At 49.9% G+C, this 16,522-nt stretch carries 19 protein-coding genes and 4 tRNA genes; 15 read left to right on the forward strand and 8 right to left on the reverse strand.

Annotation, left to right across the window (positions count from 1 at the left end; genetic code table 11):
- Positions 1-49 precede the first annotated feature (49 nt).
- Together L1X57_RS14880 and L1X57_RS14885 are read left to right on the forward strand one after the other, a co-directional pair.
- Positions 50-748, forward strand: a complete 699-nt coding sequence (locus L1X57_RS14880; protein ID WP_009724478.1) for a CoA transferase subunit A — start codon at positions 50-52, stop codon at positions 746-748.
- Positions 749-793: 45 nt separating this feature from the next.
- Complete coding sequence (locus tag L1X57_RS14885) at positions 794-1,459, forward strand: CoA transferase subunit B (protein WP_009724477.1); 666 nt, start codon at positions 794-796, stop codon at positions 1,457-1,459.
- A 27-nt stretch (positions 1,460-1,486) separates the two neighbouring features.
- Here L1X57_RS14885 and L1X57_RS14890 read toward each other — a convergent pair whose 3' ends face one another.
- Positions 1,487-2,254: a DUF1338 family protein gene (locus L1X57_RS14890; RefSeq protein WP_009724476.1), complete on the reverse strand. Its 768-nt coding sequence runs from the start codon at positions 2,252-2,254 to the stop codon at positions 1,487-1,489.
- A gap of 122 nt (positions 2,255-2,376) precedes the next feature.
- Positions 2,377-2,640: a GrxA family glutaredoxin gene (locus L1X57_RS14895; protein WP_009724475.1), complete on the reverse strand. Its 264-nt coding sequence runs from the start codon at positions 2,638-2,640 to the stop codon at positions 2,377-2,379.
- Positions 2,641-2,779: 139 nt separating this feature from the next.
- Between L1X57_RS14895 and hybE the strand changes: the two genes are divergently transcribed.
- Both hybE and L1X57_RS14905 read left to right on the forward strand, forming a co-directional pair.
- The gene (gene hybE, locus L1X57_RS14900) at positions 2,780-3,217 is read left to right on the forward strand and encodes a [NiFe]-hydrogenase assembly chaperone HybE (protein ID WP_009724474.1); all 438 of its coding nucleotides are present in this window, start codon (positions 2,780-2,782) and stop codon (positions 3,215-3,217) included.
- Positions 3,218-3,293: 76 nt separating this feature from the next.
- Complete coding sequence (locus L1X57_RS14905; protein WP_009724473.1) at positions 3,294-4,067, forward strand: 3-hydroxybutyrate dehydrogenase; 774 nt, start codon at positions 3,294-3,296, stop codon at positions 4,065-4,067.
- A 52-nt stretch (positions 4,068-4,119) separates the two neighbouring features.
- Here L1X57_RS14905 and L1X57_RS14910 read toward each other — a convergent pair whose 3' ends face one another.
- Genes L1X57_RS14910 through L1X57_RS14920 form a run of 3 tightly spaced genes read right to left on the reverse strand, consistent with a single transcriptional unit; the run spans position 4,120 to position 6,394 of the window.
- Complete coding sequence (locus L1X57_RS14910; RefSeq protein ID WP_009724472.1) at positions 4,120-4,659, reverse strand: response regulator transcription factor; 540 nt, start codon at positions 4,657-4,659, stop codon at positions 4,120-4,122.
- Positions 4,660-4,695: 36 nt separating this feature from the next.
- Entirely contained in the window at positions 4,696-5,970 is a 1,275-nt protein-coding gene (locus L1X57_RS14915; protein WP_009724471.1) for an ATP-binding protein, read from the reverse strand.
- 7 nt (positions 5,971-5,977) lie between these two features.
- Positions 5,978-6,394 carry a hypothetical protein gene (locus L1X57_RS14920; RefSeq protein ID WP_009724470.1) on the reverse strand — a complete coding sequence of 139 codons (417 nt, stop codon included), beginning with the start codon at positions 6,392-6,394 and terminating at the stop codon, positions 5,978-5,980.
- 149 nt (positions 6,395-6,543) lie between these two features.
- On the opposite strand from L1X57_RS14920, the gene pyrC reads away from it, so the two are divergent.
- A complete protein-coding gene (gene pyrC, locus L1X57_RS14925) occupies positions 6,544-7,581 on the forward strand; it encodes a dihydroorotase (RefSeq protein ID WP_009724469.1) in 1,038 nt (345 codons plus the stop codon).
- Between the two features lie 83 nt (positions 7,582-7,664).
- Here the strand turns inward: pyrC and mtnN are convergent, their stop codons facing one another.
- Both mtnN and folD read right to left on the reverse strand, forming a co-directional pair.
- Positions 7,665-8,372, reverse strand: a complete 708-nt coding sequence (mtnN, locus tag L1X57_RS14930; RefSeq protein ID WP_009724468.1) for a 5'-methylthioadenosine/S-adenosylhomocysteine nucleosidase — start codon at positions 8,370-8,372, stop codon at positions 7,665-7,667.
- Between the two features lie 48 nt (positions 8,373-8,420).
- Positions 8,421-9,287 (reverse strand): bifunctional methylenetetrahydrofolate dehydrogenase/methenyltetrahydrofolate cyclohydrolase FolD, encoded by an 867-nt coding sequence (gene folD, locus L1X57_RS14935; protein ID WP_009724467.1) that lies wholly within the window; start codon positions 9,285-9,287, stop codon positions 8,421-8,423.
- Positions 9,288-9,532: 245 nt separating this feature from the next.
- Here folD and L1X57_RS14940 point away from each other — a divergent pair.
- From L1X57_RS14940 to L1X57_RS14975, 8 genes are all read left to right on the forward strand, one after another.
- A tRNA-Pro gene (locus tag L1X57_RS14940) sits at positions 9,533-9,609 on the forward strand.
- A 92-nt stretch (positions 9,610-9,701) separates the two neighbouring features.
- Positions 9,702-9,778 (forward strand) — tRNA-Arg (locus L1X57_RS14945).
- 57 nt (positions 9,779-9,835) lie between these two features.
- Positions 9,836-9,910, forward strand: a tRNA-His gene (locus tag L1X57_RS14950).
- A 46-nt stretch (positions 9,911-9,956) separates the two neighbouring features.
- Positions 9,957-10,031: transfer RNA gene (locus L1X57_RS14955), tRNA-His, on the forward strand.
- A gap of 527 nt (positions 10,032-10,558) precedes the next feature.
- Positions 10,559-11,800, forward strand: coding sequence for an NAD(P)/FAD-dependent oxidoreductase (locus L1X57_RS14960; protein WP_009724466.1), 1,242 nt, complete (start codon positions 10,559-10,561; stop codon positions 11,798-11,800).
- 106 nt (positions 11,801-11,906) lie between these two features.
- Positions 11,907-12,116, forward strand: a complete 210-nt coding sequence (locus tag L1X57_RS14965) for a putative motility protein (protein WP_009724465.1) — start codon at positions 11,907-11,909, stop codon at positions 12,114-12,116.
- Positions 12,117-12,373: 257 nt separating this feature from the next.
- Positions 12,374-13,963 carry a peptide chain release factor 3 gene (locus tag L1X57_RS14970; protein WP_009724464.1) on the forward strand — a complete coding sequence of 530 codons (1,590 nt, stop codon included), beginning with the start codon at positions 12,374-12,376 and terminating at the stop codon, positions 13,961-13,963.
- A gap of 16 nt (positions 13,964-13,979) precedes the next feature.
- Positions 13,980-14,771, forward strand: coding sequence for a TatD family hydrolase (locus L1X57_RS14975; protein WP_009724463.1), 792 nt, complete (start codon positions 13,980-13,982; stop codon positions 14,769-14,771).
- On the opposite strand, the gene ygfZ is transcribed toward L1X57_RS14975, so the two are convergent.
- Positions 14,757-15,728 (reverse strand): CAF17-like 4Fe-4S cluster assembly/insertion protein YgfZ, encoded by a 972-nt coding sequence (ygfZ, locus tag L1X57_RS14980; protein ID WP_009724462.1) that lies wholly within the window; start codon positions 15,726-15,728, stop codon positions 14,757-14,759. The two genes, L1X57_RS14975 and ygfZ, sit on opposite strands and share 15 nt — an antisense overlap.
- A 177-nt stretch (positions 15,729-15,905) precedes the next feature.
- Here ygfZ and L1X57_RS14985 point away from each other — a divergent pair, with 177 nt between their 5' ends.
- Both L1X57_RS14985 and L1X57_RS14990 read left to right on the forward strand, forming a co-directional pair.
- Positions 15,906-16,103 (forward strand): hypothetical protein, encoded by a 198-nt coding sequence (locus tag L1X57_RS14985; RefSeq protein ID WP_009724461.1) that lies wholly within the window; start codon positions 15,906-15,908, stop codon positions 16,101-16,103.
- On the forward strand, positions 16,103-16,510 hold the full coding sequence (locus L1X57_RS14990; protein ID WP_009724460.1) for an OsmC family protein: 408 nt from the start codon (positions 16,103-16,105) through the stop codon (positions 16,508-16,510). Before L1X57_RS14985 ends, L1X57_RS14990 begins: the two co-directional genes overlap by 1 nt.
- The last annotated feature ends 12 nt before the right edge of the window (positions 16,511-16,522 follow it).

Consider the following 16,522-nt stretch of genomic DNA (forward strand, 5'->3'; position numbering starts at 1 on the left):
TCATAACGACGCGTGCAACGTACCACCGATAATAATGCGAGGCATAACAATGGCAGGATTCGATAAGCGTGTATCTTCCTATGAGGAAGCAATGGAAGGTATCGAAAGTGGCATGACCGTTATTGCTGGCGGTTTTGGCCTTTGCGGCATTCCTGAAAATTTGATCGCTGAGATTAAACGGCGGGCTGTCACCGATCTAACGGTAGTTTCTAACAATTGCGGCGTTGATGGTTTCGGGCTGGGCGTGCTGCTCGAAGATCGTCAGATTCGTAAAATTCTCGCTTCTTATGTCGGTGAGAACGCAATGTTTGAACAGCAAATGCTCAATGATGAAATTGAAGTTGTGCTAACACCTCAAGGCACGCTGGCCGAGAAAATGCGTGCCGGTGGTGCGGGTATCCCTGCATTTTATACCGCTACAGGTTACGGCACGCCTATCGGTGAAGGTAAAGAAGTACGTGAATTTAATGGCCGCCACTATATTTTAGAAGAAGCCATCACCGGCGACTTTGCGATTGTTAAAGGGTGGAAAGCGGATCGATACGGCAACGTCATGTATCGGCATACGGCACAGAACTTTAATCCGATGGCAGCCACTGCCGGAAAAATAACGGTTGTAGAAGTTGAGGAAATTGTTGAACCAGGCGAATTGGAGCCAAGCCAGATCCATACACCCGGTATCTATGTGGATCGCATTATTCAAGGCTCATTCGAGAAGCGAATCGAAAAACGTACAGTACGTAGCTGATTGTTCACCGGTTTAAACATTTTTACTCAATAAGAGGTATACACCATGGCTTTAACACGTGAGCAAATGGCACAACGCGTTGCACGTGAACTTGAAGATGGCTTCTACGTCAATTTAGGTATCGGCATCCCCACCTTGGTAGCTAACTACGTGCCTGACGGCATTGATGTCATGCTGCAGTCCGAAAATGGCCTGTTGGGCATGGGGCGTTTTCCCACCGAGGAAGAAGTTGATCCTGATATGATCAACGCTGGTAAGCAGACAGTCACTGCTCGCCCAGGGGCTGCTATTTTCTCGTCAGCAGAATCATTCGCCATGATTCGTGGCGGTCATGTGGATTTGACCGTGCTGGGTGCTTTTGAAGTGGACCAAGAGGGTAATATTGCGTCGTGGATGGTGCCAGGCAAGCTCATTAAAGGGATGGGCGGCGCGATGGATTTGGTCGCTGGCGCAGAAAACATCATCTGTACCATGACACATGCTTCGAAACACGGTGAATCCAAGCTCTTAGAGAAGTGTACGCTTCCCTTAACCGGGGCCGGTTGTATTAATCGCGTATTGACCGATCTCGCTTATTTAGAAATTAAAGATGGTGCTTTTATTCTTAAAGAGCGCGCACCGGGTGTCAGTGTCGAAGAAATTGTTGAAAAAACAGCCGGTAAACTGATCGTGCCTGATCACGTTCCTGAAATGACTTTCGACGCCGAATAAACCCGTAATGGGCGTGAGCTAATTAGCTCACGCCATTTCACAGCGAGTGTGGAAAGGGAGCAAAATTTCAGCAATACGCTCATGGTCGTCACCGACATGTTTTTGCACAAGTGCTAGACCGCCCAAGCAAAGACGATGCTCATCGCCTAAGCTGAAAACGGTTTTTTGCGGCATCGCCGGGTAGAAGCGATGTTCAAGGAGTGGTGAAACGGAAAATACGCCGTTTTGTTGGCCTTCAAAGCTGGGCATGCCGCAGGCATCAAGCTGACTATTCAGAGTATCTAAGGATTCGCCAATCGTTGAGCAGTCAAAGCCTGCGTGATGCAGTCTGGGCCCCATGATTGCTAGCCAAGCAGCGAGGGGATGTGCCTGTTGCAGCTGCTGATAAAGTGCCCAAGAGGGCATTGGCCATGGACGTCCGCGGCATAGCAAATTTTGTCCTTTGCAATCGGCCGGGTGGCTTTGCAAAACAAGCTGCGTTAGCGCTTCTCGAGGTGCTTTTGAAAGCGTACCAAGCTGCAGTTCTGCCAATACTAGCCAACTGCTATTGTCATTAGGCGCAAGCAAGTGCACCAACAGGCCTTTATCGGCCATGGCGTAATGGCCAACTGAGCGGTAACCCATATGGGCAAGGCTGGCGCTTAGTTCGCTTGCAGCAAAGGGGCCATAGTTTAGGGTGACCAAGGTTAAATACTCGGCTGACGTATTTAGTGGCCACAGTCTCAATCCGCCAAGGTCTGGATGTGTATGTACATAGTCCAGCCAAAGCTGTTGAACAAACTCCTCTCGCTGCATTGGGGTACCCTCGCCGCCTAATCGAACGTCACATGAACTGTCATATAAATTGTGCTACTTCAGTATAGGCAAGCGAAGATTTGCTTGTTCAACGGGTGTAAACGTCAATTTTAACGCCTGAGTTAAGAGGCCAGGAGCTGCCGTTGGCGCACAAAATGGTCGAACTCAGTAAAGCCGCCTATGTGCTGTTGATCAACAAACACTTGGGGAACCGTATGAATAGGCTTTCCAGCCGTTTTTGCAATATTTTCCTTGGTAACGCCTTCTGAAGGCATATCAACGTAGCGGTAGCCTTCTATCTTTCCATTACTCTCTAAGTGTTCTGCAAGATGCTTTGCACGAACGCAGAAGGGGCATGACATGCGGCCAAAAATTACCACAAACATCGCAGAAACTCCTTTAGGATAAAGATCTATCAAAATTGATCGCCTATTGTGGCGTAGCCCACTGAGTTTGGCCAATAGCGCTACACTACACGCGCCATTAAGCCGCGTTATGGGTGATTGTTTAATAATCGGAAAACGTATGCGAACCCTAGCTGCCCAAGAATACGAACGCTTAGCCGAATTAGCGTTGCATTATCGAGATGCTCATCTGCGTTCAATGAAGCAGGCGGGTCATTATAACCCTCGTCTTGGTGTTGATGCGCTGTGTTTCCAGCCCTGGGAAGGGGAATCTGCGCCGCTACTGGTAGGTGCGTTAATAACACCTTGTGCGATGTGGTTGGTTGCCGTGCCAAGTCGCGTTCAGCCTGATCCGCTGGGCAGTGCGTTGCGTCTCAACCTTCCTTCAGGACACTATTCGCTCTCATGTGAACAATTGCCTAATGGCAGCGAGCTTTATAAGCGCGTGGTTCTGGAGGACTTAAGTGATCTTGAAAGTATGCAGGAAGCTGCTCGGCTGGCTCAGCGTATGATGATGCAACTAATGGCATCTGATAAATCTTCTCCAGAGGTTGAGTAGGCAGAAATGTCAGCCTCTATCTACACTGTCTGTTCTTGCACTTTCACTATGAATAATCTCACTAAAAGGAACGTTTATGTCCTCTGAAAAAGCTGTCACACCTCGTGTTGCCGTGGTCACTGGCACCAGTAGTGGTATTGGTGAAGCGGTGGTGAAGCATTTCTGTGAACAGGGTTTTCAAGTGTTAGCAGTAGACTTTAACCCTGCTGGTAAAGAAGTGGCTGACGCGGCCGGCGCGGCGTTTTATCAAGGGGATTTAACCGATCCCGACGCGTGTCGTGGAGCGATTGCTGATGCGGTGAAACGTTTCGGTGGTGTCGATATTTTGGTTAATAATGCGGGTATTCAACACGTTGCTTCTATTGAGACTTTTCCTGAAGAGAAGTGGCGTCAAATTATAGATTTAATGCTAACAGCACCTTTTCTACTTACTCAGGCAGCATGGCCTCATATGCGTCAAAAAGGCTGGGGACGTGTAATTAATATTGCGTCTGTTCATGCGCAAGTGGCTTCACCAGGCAAATCAGCTTATATCAGCGCCAAGCATGGCATGATCGGACTGACGAAAACGGCTGCTTTAGAAGGTGGTGAGCAGGGTATTACCGCCAATACTATTTGCCCCGCCTATGTGAAAACACCGCTGGTAGATAACCAGATCGCCGACCAAGCCAAGCTTCATGGCATGGATGAGCAAGAGGTGATTGAAAAAATCATGCTAAAAAACGCAGCTATTAAACGCTTGATCGACCCTTCCGAGGTTGCTCATTTAGTTGCTTACTTGGCATCCGATGCGGCAGGCGCTGTGACGGGTTCAAGTTGGAACATAGATTTGGGGTGGACCGCCCAATAATATCAAGCTGAAACTCCGCTCTTTGGGCTGCTTTAGCGCAAAGAGCGGAAAGCTACCGACGTACAGGGCGCTTCTGTAATTTACGTTGTAACGTCCGCCGGTGCATGCCGAGAGCCCTAGCCGTTGCTGAAATGTTGCCATCATGCTCCTGCAGCACCTTCTGAATGTGCTCCCAGGTTATACGGTTGATAGAGGGGGGGTTGTCGGCTAGCTCAATATTTGGATCACCATCTTGGTGGTCAAAGGCCGCAATAACATCGTCAGCATCGGCAGGTTTGCACAGGTAGTTAATAGCACCAAGTTTGATGGCTTCTACCGCTGTGGCGATACTTGAATATCCCGTTAACACGACAATGCGGCAATTCGGTGCGCTTGCCAGCATGTCGGGAAGCAGCTTGAGGCCAGAGCTGTGCTCAAGTTTCAGATCGAGTGTTGCCATCGTTGGCATGAACTGCGTGATCAGCGTCATTGCTTGATCAGCATCGTGAGCAACTTTTACCTCAAAACCACGGCGTGTAAGTGCTCTGCTCAACACGTGACAAAACATTTCATCATCGTCGACGATTAAAAGGCGTTGGTCTTGCGTCTGCATGATGTCCTCGATTTTCTGGCGAATGCTGCGTCGCTGTTACTTATCAGGGGCGGAACAAAGAGGCAACGTCACTTCCGTTAACGTACCGCCTTCAGGATGATTGTACAGGCTTACTCCACCACCGAAACGATTAATGGTGGCGTGGGTTAAAAACAGCCCAATCCCCATGCCTTTGCTTTTGGTGGAAATAAACGTGTCACCTAGCTGATCAGCAATCGACATGGCGATGCCAGGGCCATGGTCGCGTATATCAATGACAACGCTTTCATCTTGCCAATCCAAGCGGATAGCAATTTGCTCTGGATTAGCGTCGGCGGCGTTATTGAGTAAATTGGTTAACGCTTGGTCTAATGTGGCATCAACGGCTAACCAGGGGCGGCCGCGTTTTTCGGCAACTTCAAAGAGGTGGCTAACATCAGGCCTAATAACGAGCCAGCGTTGCACAACTGCTGCTAACCATAGCTCAGCGTCTAGTACTTCAGGTTCTGCCATGCGTCGACGGTCAGCCGTCGTAACTAGGTGTTGTAGGCGCGATTTGCACACATCTACTTGTTGACGAAGGATAGATATATCTTGTTGCAAGGTGGAGTCATGGGGGGCGTCCTGGTGCATTTCATTTAGCAGCACGGCCATGGTTGATAGCGGCGTGCCGAGCTCATGGGCCGTGCCAGCGGCCTGGGTGGCGACTGCCAGCACTTGTTCATTGCGCAGCGCCGCTTCTCGGGTACGTGATAGTGCTTTGTCTCGATTGCGCAGGGCGTGAGCCATCTTGTAGATAAAGAACGTGACCAAGCCGGCTGATAAACCGAAATTAAGCCACATACCCAACACATGAAGGCTTAGCGGACCGTCGCTGTTAATGTGTCCCAACTGTGGTATTGGGTGATAAAAGAACATCAGGTAGGTGTAACCTGCCATTGCACAGGCGGCAATGATCCAGGCGTGCCGCCAAGGAAGGGTGGCGGCGGCAATAGTGACAGGCACTAAATAGTAAGTAATAAAGGGATTTGTTGAGCCGCCTGAAAAATAAAATAGCAGCGTTAAGCCTGCAATATCTGCCAGTAAGTGGGCAAGGTACTCAAAATGGTTAACCGCTTTTGGTCTGCCTAATCGCCACCATGTGGCGATATTGAGTATCCCCATGGCAATCACAACACTGACGACTGCAGTCACCGGTAAATCGAAAGCGAGCAGTTCAATGCCAACGATAATGGCCAGTAAAAAGCCGGTCCAGGTGATACCTCGTACGATCGTTAGTCTAACGAGGTTACGGTTTGGCGTTGAAAGCGGGAGAGGCAGGGCGGTAGGCATAGCGTGGTTATTTGCTCGATGCTTTCACGTTGTGAATAACAAATTTTATAAATAACGTCATTACGAACGTCAGCCATCCCGCAGAGGCAAGCAAGTTGAATAGCAGCATTTTAGGCGGTAGCCAGGTGCTGCCCAGCACGGCCTCTAACAGGATATGGAAAAACATAGCGAGCAGGAGTGGTAACGCTAGCGTATGAATCCACATGTCAGTGCGGCGCTTACGTACGTGGTAGCGTTTCAACAAATAACGCATCGGGCGGTGTGCCCAGCCGAGTAGCACCAATGCACCAACAACAAATAGGACAGCCAGTGTCGGTTCGGTACTTCCATAATACATTGAAAAGGATATCGACCAGGCAAGACCAAGCCATAGTAATCCTTCAATACTGGCGATAATGTCCGCATAGCGACGCACATTCTGCATAAAAAACTGAGTCCTTGATCTTACAAAGTGCCGCCATGATACGACACTTGAGAAGGGCTGTGGGATGGATAGGGGAGATTTATCCGTTACCCGTATTAGGTATACTGTTGTGACTCTTTTACTCGATTCATTTCTGCACAGGACTTGCCGTGGACGCTATTACGTTGACTCGCCCCGATGATTGGCATCTTCATTTACGTGATGATGAGGCGCTAAGCGCTGTGGTAGGTCATACCGCCGCCCAAATGGGGCGCGCGATTATTATGCCTAATCTAAAACCGCCGGTAACCACGACTGCTCAAGCGCTAGCGTATCGGCAGCGAATCTTAGCAGCATTGCCAGAAGGGAGTGCCTTTGAACCTCTGATGACGCTCTATTTAACGGATACGACCCCCCCCGAAGAAATTGAGCGTGCTGCTGAAAGTGGTGTTGTAAAGGCCGTGAAGCTTTACCCTGCGGGAGCTACCACCAACTCTGCGTCTGGCGTTACCGACATTGCACACTGCGATGACACTATTGCGATGCTAGCGAAAGTCGGTATGCCTCTATTGGTGCATGGTGAGGTGACCAATCATGAGATTGATATTTTTGATCGAGAGGCGGTGTTTATTGAGCAGGTTATGAAACCGCTTTTGGCTAGACACCCTAATCTCAAGGTAGTGTTTGAGCATATTACGACCCAACAGGCTGCCGAGTTTGTCGCTGCTGCGCCTGATAACGTTGCTGCCACGATTACGGCTCATCACCTGCTGTTTAACCGCAACAAAATGCTGGCAGGCGGCATTCGCCCGCACTATTACTGCTTGCCTATTCTAAAACGCGAGCAGCATCGTCAGGCGTTATTAAAAGCGGCGACCAGTGGCAGCCCTAAATTCTTTTTGGGCACCGACAGCGCACCTCATGCCCAAGGTGACAAAGAATCTAGCTGCGGTTGTGCAGGGGCATATACAGCGCCTGCTGCCATTGAGCTTTATGCAGCAGCATTCGAAGAAATGCAGGCCTTGGACAAACTAGAAGCGTTTTCCAGTCTCAATGGGCCACGTTTTTATGGGCTGCCAGCTAATGCTGACAAGGTTACCTTGGAGCGTCGTTCATGGAGCCTGCCTGCGTATTATCCTTACACAGCAGGCCAGCATATTATTCCGTTAATGGCGGGTGAGAGCCTTGCATGGAAGCTGAAAGCGTAGTCAGTATTGTTAGATAGCAGACCCAAAAAACGGAGCCGAACGGCTCCGTTTTTTTATCAAGCTTTAAGCGCTATTGCTTACGTCTATTTTTTTGCCAGCTCGATCAGCATCTGGTCCACCATCCGTGATGAGTGGTCAGCTGCTACGTCTAAAAACTGCTCGAATGACAGGTGGTTGTCACCACTTCCGGGTATATCAGAAAGCGCGCGAATGACCACAAACGGGCAGTTGTAGAGGTGACATGTTTGCGCAATAGCAGCGCCTTCCATCTCTACGGCTAACATGGTTGGGAACTGTTCACGGGTAGTCGCGACGCGTTCGGGGTCGGACATAAAGGCATCACCCGTGGCGATGAGACCTTCACGTACATTAACTTCGCCTAATGCTGCAATGGCGTTGCGGGCAATACCACGAAGATGCTTGTCTGCTTGGTAGGCCGCGGGCATTCCAGGTACTTGACCAAGCTCATAGCCAAAGACCACTGCATCCACATCATGGTGGCGAACTTCATCCGAAATAATCACATCACCAATATTAAGATCAGACGCAAAGCCGCCTGCGGAGCCGGTATTAATAATTGCATCAGGCTGGTGGCGCTCAAGTAGAATCGCGGCACCCACCGCCGCGTTGACCTTACCAATCCCAGACTGCAACACAATAATTTCTAGGCCGTGACGTGTGCCCGTATAAAAAACGAAGCCAGCATGCTCGTAGCGTTCAGCGTCTTCTAACTGGCCCGCCAGTATGTTCACTTCTTGCGCCATAGCGCCGATAATTCCAATACGTCGCACTTGCGTTTACTCCTTAAGAAATCGTTATCTGCAGTGGCGTTTGTAACACTACTGACCTAAGCCTTTATCGTGGCGTTCAGCGGCTTCTAGCGTGTTTTCAAGCAGTGTGGCAACGGTCATCGGCCCAACGCCGCCAGGCACGGGTGTAATGAAGCTGGCGCGTTCTGCTGCGGCTTTAAAATCAACGTCACCGGTGAGCGTGCCGTCTTCTTGGCGATTAATGCCAACGTCAATCACGATGGCGCCCGGCTTGATCCACTCCCCTTTGACAATGCCGGGTTTGCCGACAGCCACAACAACCAAGTCAGCGCGGCGCACGTGTGACTCAAGCTGTAGAGTGAAACGGTGGCATACCGTTGTAGTGCAGCCTGCTAGCATCAGCTCCAAAGCCATTGGCCGGCCGACAATGTTAGACGCGCCGACTACAGTGGCATCTAAGCCCCTTACGGCAATGCCACTATGGATCAGCATGGTCATGATGCCTTTAGGTGTGCAGGGCCTAAGCGAGGGCATGCGTTGCGCCAGCCGACCAATGTTGTAAGGGTGAAAGCCGTCGACATCTTTGTCTGGACGAATTCGCTCAAGAATAGGGCGGGAATCTAAATGCTCTGGCAATGGCAGTTGAACAAGAATGCCGTCAACCGTTGCATCGTCGTTTAACTGATCGACAAGCGCTTCTAATTCATGCTGCTGTGTATCAACAGGTAGTGCATGCTGGAAGGAGAGTATGCCAGCCTGCTCACAGGCGCGGTGTTTGTTACTGACATAGACATGGGAGGCTGGGTCTTCTCCGACCACAACAACAGCTAGTCCAGGTGCCCGCGCGCCAGCTTTCTGACGTGCGCTGATTTTCTCGGCAACTTGCTGGCGGACATTAGCGGCGATGGCTTTGCCATCGATAAGTTGGGCGGTCATGTAATAGAATCCCTGTGAAGGTTAGAAGCGAAGCTAAGTGACTAAGTTTAGGCCGTGGTGTTTACTGGAAGCGTGTCTGAGCGCAGGAGGTCACGGGCTTTCGAGAAGGGCTGATTTTCGCACGCTAGGGCGACAAGGCAAAGCTTCTAACGAATCAATCACTTTAGGTGTTGACTTTAAACTCAGAAATAGTAATATATGCCTCGCTTGAGACGGGACATGCAGCAGCGTCTAAGGTAAGAAATCGGGATGTAGCGCAGTCTGGTAGCGCGCCTGCTTTGGGAGCAGGATGTCGGGGGTTCGAATCCCTCCATCCCGACCACATACCTAGCGCGGAAGGTAGTAACTTGCTTTTCCAAACATTGGTTGTGGTCAAGTGCTCATCAGTATTCAGTCTCTTAGAATGCTTTATGTGCGCCCATAGCTCAACCGGATAGAGCAACGGCCTTCTAAGCCGTAGGTTGCGGGTTCGAGTCCTGCTGGGCGTGCCATTAAAAGCTTTTAGTGGACGCATTCGGTAAGGCATGTAAGTCAGTACTTCATCAATGGTGGATGTAGCTCAGTGGTAGAGCCCCGGATTGTGGCTCCGGTGGTCGTGGGTTCGATCCCCATCATCCACCCCATTTGATGACGCGTATTAATTATACGTATTACCAGTTTTAGGTTGTGGTGGATGTAGCTCAGTGGTAGAGCCCCGGATTGTGGCTCCGGTGGTCGTGGGTTCGATCCCCATCATCCACCCCATTAACCTTTTTAAACTTAAATATTTAATCACCTCATTATTTTCCATCGTTTTATCAATCCCCTTTATTAAGTTTTAAACTAAGCTGACTCGTGTTCGGCTTTTTTGCGTTTTTGGCCGCTCGTATTTTAATCGTCCTCTCAGCTTATTCTTTCTCTATGCAAACCTTTCCTAGGTTTTGCTTTTGATTTATTGCCCGCCAAATGAATTACCCTATCTGATATTGTTGCGGATTTTTCCTAGGCTTTATATCGCGATGCTACCTCTATGCAGTGCAAGTTTGTGCTTGATGAACCGTTTAAAAAGGTTTTTAGTAAGAAGCACTAGCACGTTTTGATACTCTTGAAGGCGCGAATAGTGAAGTCATCCGTATTATTTGTGGTTGCAAAATTTATTGCTGATATTTGGCCTTAAAACAGTTTTTTGAGCTATGTTAAAGCTGTTTGTTTGGTGATATTTTTCAGTAAGTTATTCGTTGAAAACAATCATCTGAACTGTGGTCGGTATTTTTTCTAGGGAGTGCAACACAATGGCGCGTCAAACGGTGGTTTTAGGGGCAGGTATGGTCGGTGTCAGCATTGCCTGGCAACTGCAACAGCGAGGTCATCAAGTAACACTGGTTGATCGTCGCCAGCCGGGCCGTGAAACCTCTTTCGGCAATGCCGGCATTATTCAGCGGGAAGCCGTGCGTCCCTATCCTTTCCCACGGGATATGAAAACCATACTGAGCGTGCTGCCAAACAAACGTGTTGATATTCGCTATCGGCCTGCCGGCATGATTAATGCTGCTTCGCCGTTGTTAAGCTATTGGCATAACTCCTCTAACCGGTTATATAAAAAAATCGTGCCTGAGTATGCGTCATTGATACAGCTCTGCTTAAAGACTCATGGCCCCATGATCGAAGCGGCCAATGCTGATCATTTAGTTCGCCGGGAAGGCTGGCTGGAGATCTATCGCACTCCCAGTAAACTTGCTCAGCGGGTGAAAGAGGCGGAGGAGGCGCGCGATCATTACGGCGTTCAATTTGCTGTTTTAGACCGTGAGGCACTGGTTGAGAAAGAGCCTGATATAAGCAGTGACATTACAGGCGCTATTCACTGGCTTGACCCTTGGACAGTTGCCGATCCAGGTGGTTTAGTTGCCGCTTATGCAGAAGCTTTTGTCCAACAAGGTGGGCGTATCCTGCAAACCGATATTCAGGGGGTTCAGCAGCAGGGCGAGCGCTGGCACATTGATACTGCTTCAGAAAGTTTAGAGGTAGATGAGGTGGTTGTTGCTCTGGGGCCTTGGGCGGGTAATTGGCTGAAAGGTTTAGGCTATCATTTCCCCACCTTTGTTAAGCGTGGCTACCATATGCATTACGCTACGCAGCCTTCTGCGAAGCTACACTACTGGTTGATGGATGCCGAAGTGGGATATCTACTTGCTCCAATGAACGCAGGTGTTCGTTTGACTACAGGGGCCGAACTTGATCGCCTTGAGTCGCCAGCAGATGAGCAACAGTTAGCTGATGCAGAAAAAGTTGCCCGTTCAGTTTTCCCGATTGGGGAGCGCCGAGATGCGGCTGCCTGGAAGGGTGCGCGGCCCTGTTTGCCTGATATGAAGCCTGTTATTGGGCCAGCTCCTAAACATCGTGGCTTATGGTTAGCTTTTGGGCATGGACATCAGGGATTCACCCTAGGCCCTGCCACTGGGCAATTACTGGCGGATATGATGGAAGGTAAGCCGACTGAGATTGACATGGCTCCTTTTAGGGCTGACCGTTTCTAAAATAGCATGTAGCCGTTTCCTAAGTGTTTAATAGGAGAGATGTTTGGTAGTAAAGCATGATGTTTGCTATTTTGGAGCAACATACCGCAAAACTGTGAGGTGAAAGATGGATGTTGCCGTAAGCAACGCAGTGAGCACCGCACTCTATATGAATCAAGCACAATCTGCTGAACAAGCACAGATGCAGCTTTTTAAGCAGTCTCTTGATATGCAAGCACAGCAAGTGTCGGAAGTACTTGCCTCTGCTAACATGGGGTCTCAGCCAGACCTTGCCCAAGAGGGCAGCGTGGGTACGCAAGTTAACACTTACGCTTAGCCAAGCAGAAATCAACGCTACACAGAAGCGCCGACCAGCTCGGCGCTTCTTCATATATTCCGTCAAGCTCCCTTCGCGATTTTCCTAGCTACTTGGCAGGCCCTTCTTTTTGATTATGCGAGTGGTTATCTTCTTGATCACCCCTTTGGTATCCATGGTATGCCGCAGCGGCCTAGTTGCGTTACCATATACCCATATAAACGCCGATAAGTAAGGCGCCACCGCAGTCATAACGTTTTACCATTTTAGAGAACTCCATGTCTGACGCCAAATTAGCGCGCGAAGCAGAACTACGCCGTACGTTTGCGATTATTTCGCACCCCGACGCTGGTAAAACCACCATCACCGAAAAAATGCTGTTGTTCGGAAATGCAATCCAGTTAGCTGGCTCTGTTAAGAGCAAGCGTAATGATCGTCATGCGACATCAGACTGGATGAAGATGGAGCAAGAGCGTGGCATCTCGGTCACAACGTCGGTGATGCAGTTCCCCTATGGTGGGCGTATCGTGAACTTGCTTGATACTCCGGGGCACGAGGACTTTTCCGAAGATACTTACCGTACGTTAACCGCGGTTGATTCCGCGTTAATGGTGATTGATGGGGCGAAAGGTGTTGAGGATCGCACCATTAAGCTGATGGAAGTGTGCCGTTTGCGCACGACGCCTATTCTTACGTTCATTAACAAGATGGATCGCGATATTCGCGATCCGATCGAAGTTATGGACGAGGTGGAAACCGTGCTAAACATCCAGTGCGCGCCAATGACATGGCCGATTGGCATGGGGCGGCACTTTAGAGGCGTTTATCACCTCTATAACGATGTCATTCACCTTTATACTCAGGGGCAAGGCAGCCGCATTCCAGATGACAAGCGGATTGAAGGGCTGGATAGCCCGGAGGTCGATGCTGTGCTTGGCGAAGAGCAGGCTGAAGAGCTACGCATGGAAGTCGAGTTGGTACGTGGTGCTTCCCATGAGTTTGATCTTGATGCCTATCGCCGTGGTGAGCTGTCGCCTGTGTACTTTGGTACCGCAATGGGTAATTTCGGCGTGCGGGAAATGATGGACGGGTTTGTTGAGTATGCGCCGCCGCCTCAGCCACGTGAGACAGATACCCGTGAAGTAACGGCTCACGATGACCGTTTTACCGGCTTCGTATTTAAAATCCAAGCGAATATGGATCCCAACCACCGTGACCGCATTGCCTTTTTGCGTGTGTGTTCCGGTAAGTACGAAAAGAATATGAAGATGCGTCACGTGCGGATAGGCAAAGATGTGAAAATTGCCGATGCCCTTACGTTTATGGCGTCAGACCGTTCTCAGGTGGAAGAAGCGTGGCCAGGCGATATTATCGGCTTGCACAACCACGGCACGATTCAGATCGGCGATACCTTCACGGTCGGCGAGGATATGCGCTTTACCGGTATTCCTCACTTTGCACCAGAGCTGTTCAAGCGTGTTCGTTTAAAAGATCCGCTAAAAATGAAAGCGCTGCAAAAGGGTCTCCAGCAGCTCTCTGAAGAGGGCGCTACTCAGGTCTTTATGCCGATGGATAACAACGATCTGATTCTTGGCGCTGTGGGTACGCTGCAGTTTGATGTGGTGGCCCACCGTTTGAAGGAAGAGTACAAAGTTGACTGTCTGTATGAAGGGGTCAATGTACAAACCGCACGCTGGGTCTATTGCGAAGACGCTAAGATGTTAGAAGAGTTTAAGCGCAAAGCGAGTTCCAACCTTGCTATCGATGGCGGCGGCTACCTGACCTATATTGCACCAACGCGGGTCAACCTGCAGATGACCCAAGAGCGCTGGCCGGATATTCGCTTCCAGCCTACCCGCGAGCACTGATTTAGCTTCTCTTGCTATGTTGATTGATGCCCACTGCCACCTGGATTTTGCGGCGTTTGACGATGATCGCGATGCAGTCATCGAAAATGCCAAGGCGGTGGGTGTCGAGCACTTTGTTGTGCCATCAACGACCCGTTACCGATGGCCTAATGTTTTGGCGCTGGGGGTGCGGTCAGAGATAAGTCTATGCGTAGGGTTACATCCTTACTTTATCGATGAGCATTCTGATCAAGATTTAGTCGCCCTGGAGCAGCTGTTAGCAGAGCAGGAAGCCCAGGCGGGGAAACGTTTTGTGGCAGTAGGTGAGTGTGGTATCGATGGCCGTTTTACTGAAACGTTAGATAAACAGTGGGCCTACTTCGATGCGCAGCTCCGCTTGGCTAAACAGTTCGGTTTACCTGTTGTGGTGCACTGCGTAAAAGCTAATGATCTGGTAAGCAAACGGCTACGTCAGTTGGCGCTTCCTAGTGGTGGGCTTATCCACGGGTTCTCAGGTTCTTATGAGCAGGCCGCTAGGTTTCTCGATTTAGGCTATACCCTTGGCCTGGGTGGGGCGATTACTTACGAGCGCGCACTACGTCTTCGTGAAGTGGTGTCACGCTTACCCGATGATGGCTTTGTGCTAGAAACTGACAGCCCCGATATGCCGCTTAGCGGCTATCAGGGCCAGCGTAATGAGCCAAGCCGGTTGGAGAAGGTGGCTCGCGTGGTAGCAGAGTTACGTCGTCAGCCATTTGAGAAAATAGCGGCACAGAGCAGCGCAAACGCTATTCGGTTATTTCAACTGCCACATTTAAACTCCCACTAGGCTGCTGGCCAGCTGTTCGGGGTCTAGACGCTCAATGGCATAGGGAAGATCGCAGAGTGTTAGCGGGTGCCCCTGCCAATAGAGTGGGGTTAGCGCTTCAATGGCTTTAGTACTCGCGACGGCGAGCAGCTCAATTTGCTGTTTATCGCTAAACGCGCTGCTAACGACTTCACCAACTGCTTTATCCTGTTCATCCACTAATGTGTCACCGACCTGGGGTAAGCTGTTGGCAGTGGCAGTAACACGCACTAAGCGTTTCTTTACTTGGCCACGGAAATGCGCCCGTGCGACGACTTCTTGTCCTGTATAGCAGCCTTTCTTAAAGCTAATTCCCCCCAGTGCTTCCCAGTTCAACATCTGTGGGAGAAAGTGATCTTGTTGTGGGGCCGTTAACCATGCCAAACCACTGCGAATATCTTCTAATTGCCACGTGTTAAACGCATCTTCATTATCATTTATTTCAATGGCGTTCTGCTCAGCAGAATTTTCTATGCTGATTAACCAACGCCCGAGGCCTGGCAGGCATAGGGCTGTCACTTGGGCATTGCTGTGATGGGTGTAAGGTCGCTCAGGGAGAGACAAACCAAACGCTTGAGCAGCCTCGTTGGCGCTTTCACTGGCGCCTACGATGATCATTGATGACTGAGCCTGTAATTCGACGCGATAAAAAGCAGCAAATTTAGCTAAATGACTGGCGAGCATATCAATCAGTGACGTACTTAGCAGTAGCCTATAATGTTCGTTGCTGATTTTCAGCAGTTGAGCATTAGCCAGCATTCTTCCCTTTGGTGTACAAAAGCAAGTTAGAGGCGCAAAAAAGCCATTGGCTAAACTAACCTGCGCGCTTGTTTGCCCTTGTAGGAATTTCTCAGCATCGGCTCCTTTGATATCCAAGGCGGCAAGGTGAGGCAAACGGACGCAGCCGTTCATCTTGAGTAGCGAAGAAGCAGTCGCCATATAGACTCCATAAGGGAAGATAAAGTAAACGTAACGTAATCGTATTTGTATCAAAGGTGCGGGCACTGCTTGCAGATTGCAAGGGCGCTAGCGCGTGCTAGACTTCTTCGTCTGTATCAGTTTTGCATAGCTTTCAACGGCGTACCTACTTCACTCCAGCGTAGGAAAGGGCAAGGAATGGCATATCAATCATTAACGTTTCAAGGTGTTACAACGGCAGATCAGGTGAATAAGATAACCACGGCGCTGATGATGCTCGATGGTGTCGATAGTGCTGAGGTAGGGCGCTACGGTGCCGAGGTAGAGGGGCGAGCAAAGCGTGACACGCTCATAAAAGCTGTCGAGAAGTTAAACCTCGGTATAAAGGTATCCTGATGCATAAGCCAATCACGATTATCAGTGAACGTAACCATACATTTCGCCAACGAATTGAAGTGAACGGTTTGGAAGATTTGTATGGCGACGTCCCGCCTGTAGTAGGAGGTGACGGCAGTGCACCTGACCCACATGATTACTTTGATATCGCATTAGGCACTTGCAAAGCGATTACTGTGCAAATGTATGCCAAGCGCAAAGAGTGGCCGCTGGAAGGCATCACCGTTAAAGTGCAGCGCGATGATAGTGAGGAAAGAAAAGGTGTCTATAAGTTAGCCGTGACGATGACTTTTCACGGTATTGATGATCCTGAGCAGCGGGCAAAGCTAGAAGATATTAGCCACCGCTGCCCGATACAGCGGTTGATGACCCAAGCGACGGTAGATATTTCCACGTTTACCGAGTAGTTCACCTTCCTT

This window comes from Halomonas sp. TD01 (assembly GCF_923868895.1).
GTDB lineage: Bacteria > Pseudomonadota > Gammaproteobacteria > Pseudomonadales > Halomonadaceae > Vreelandella.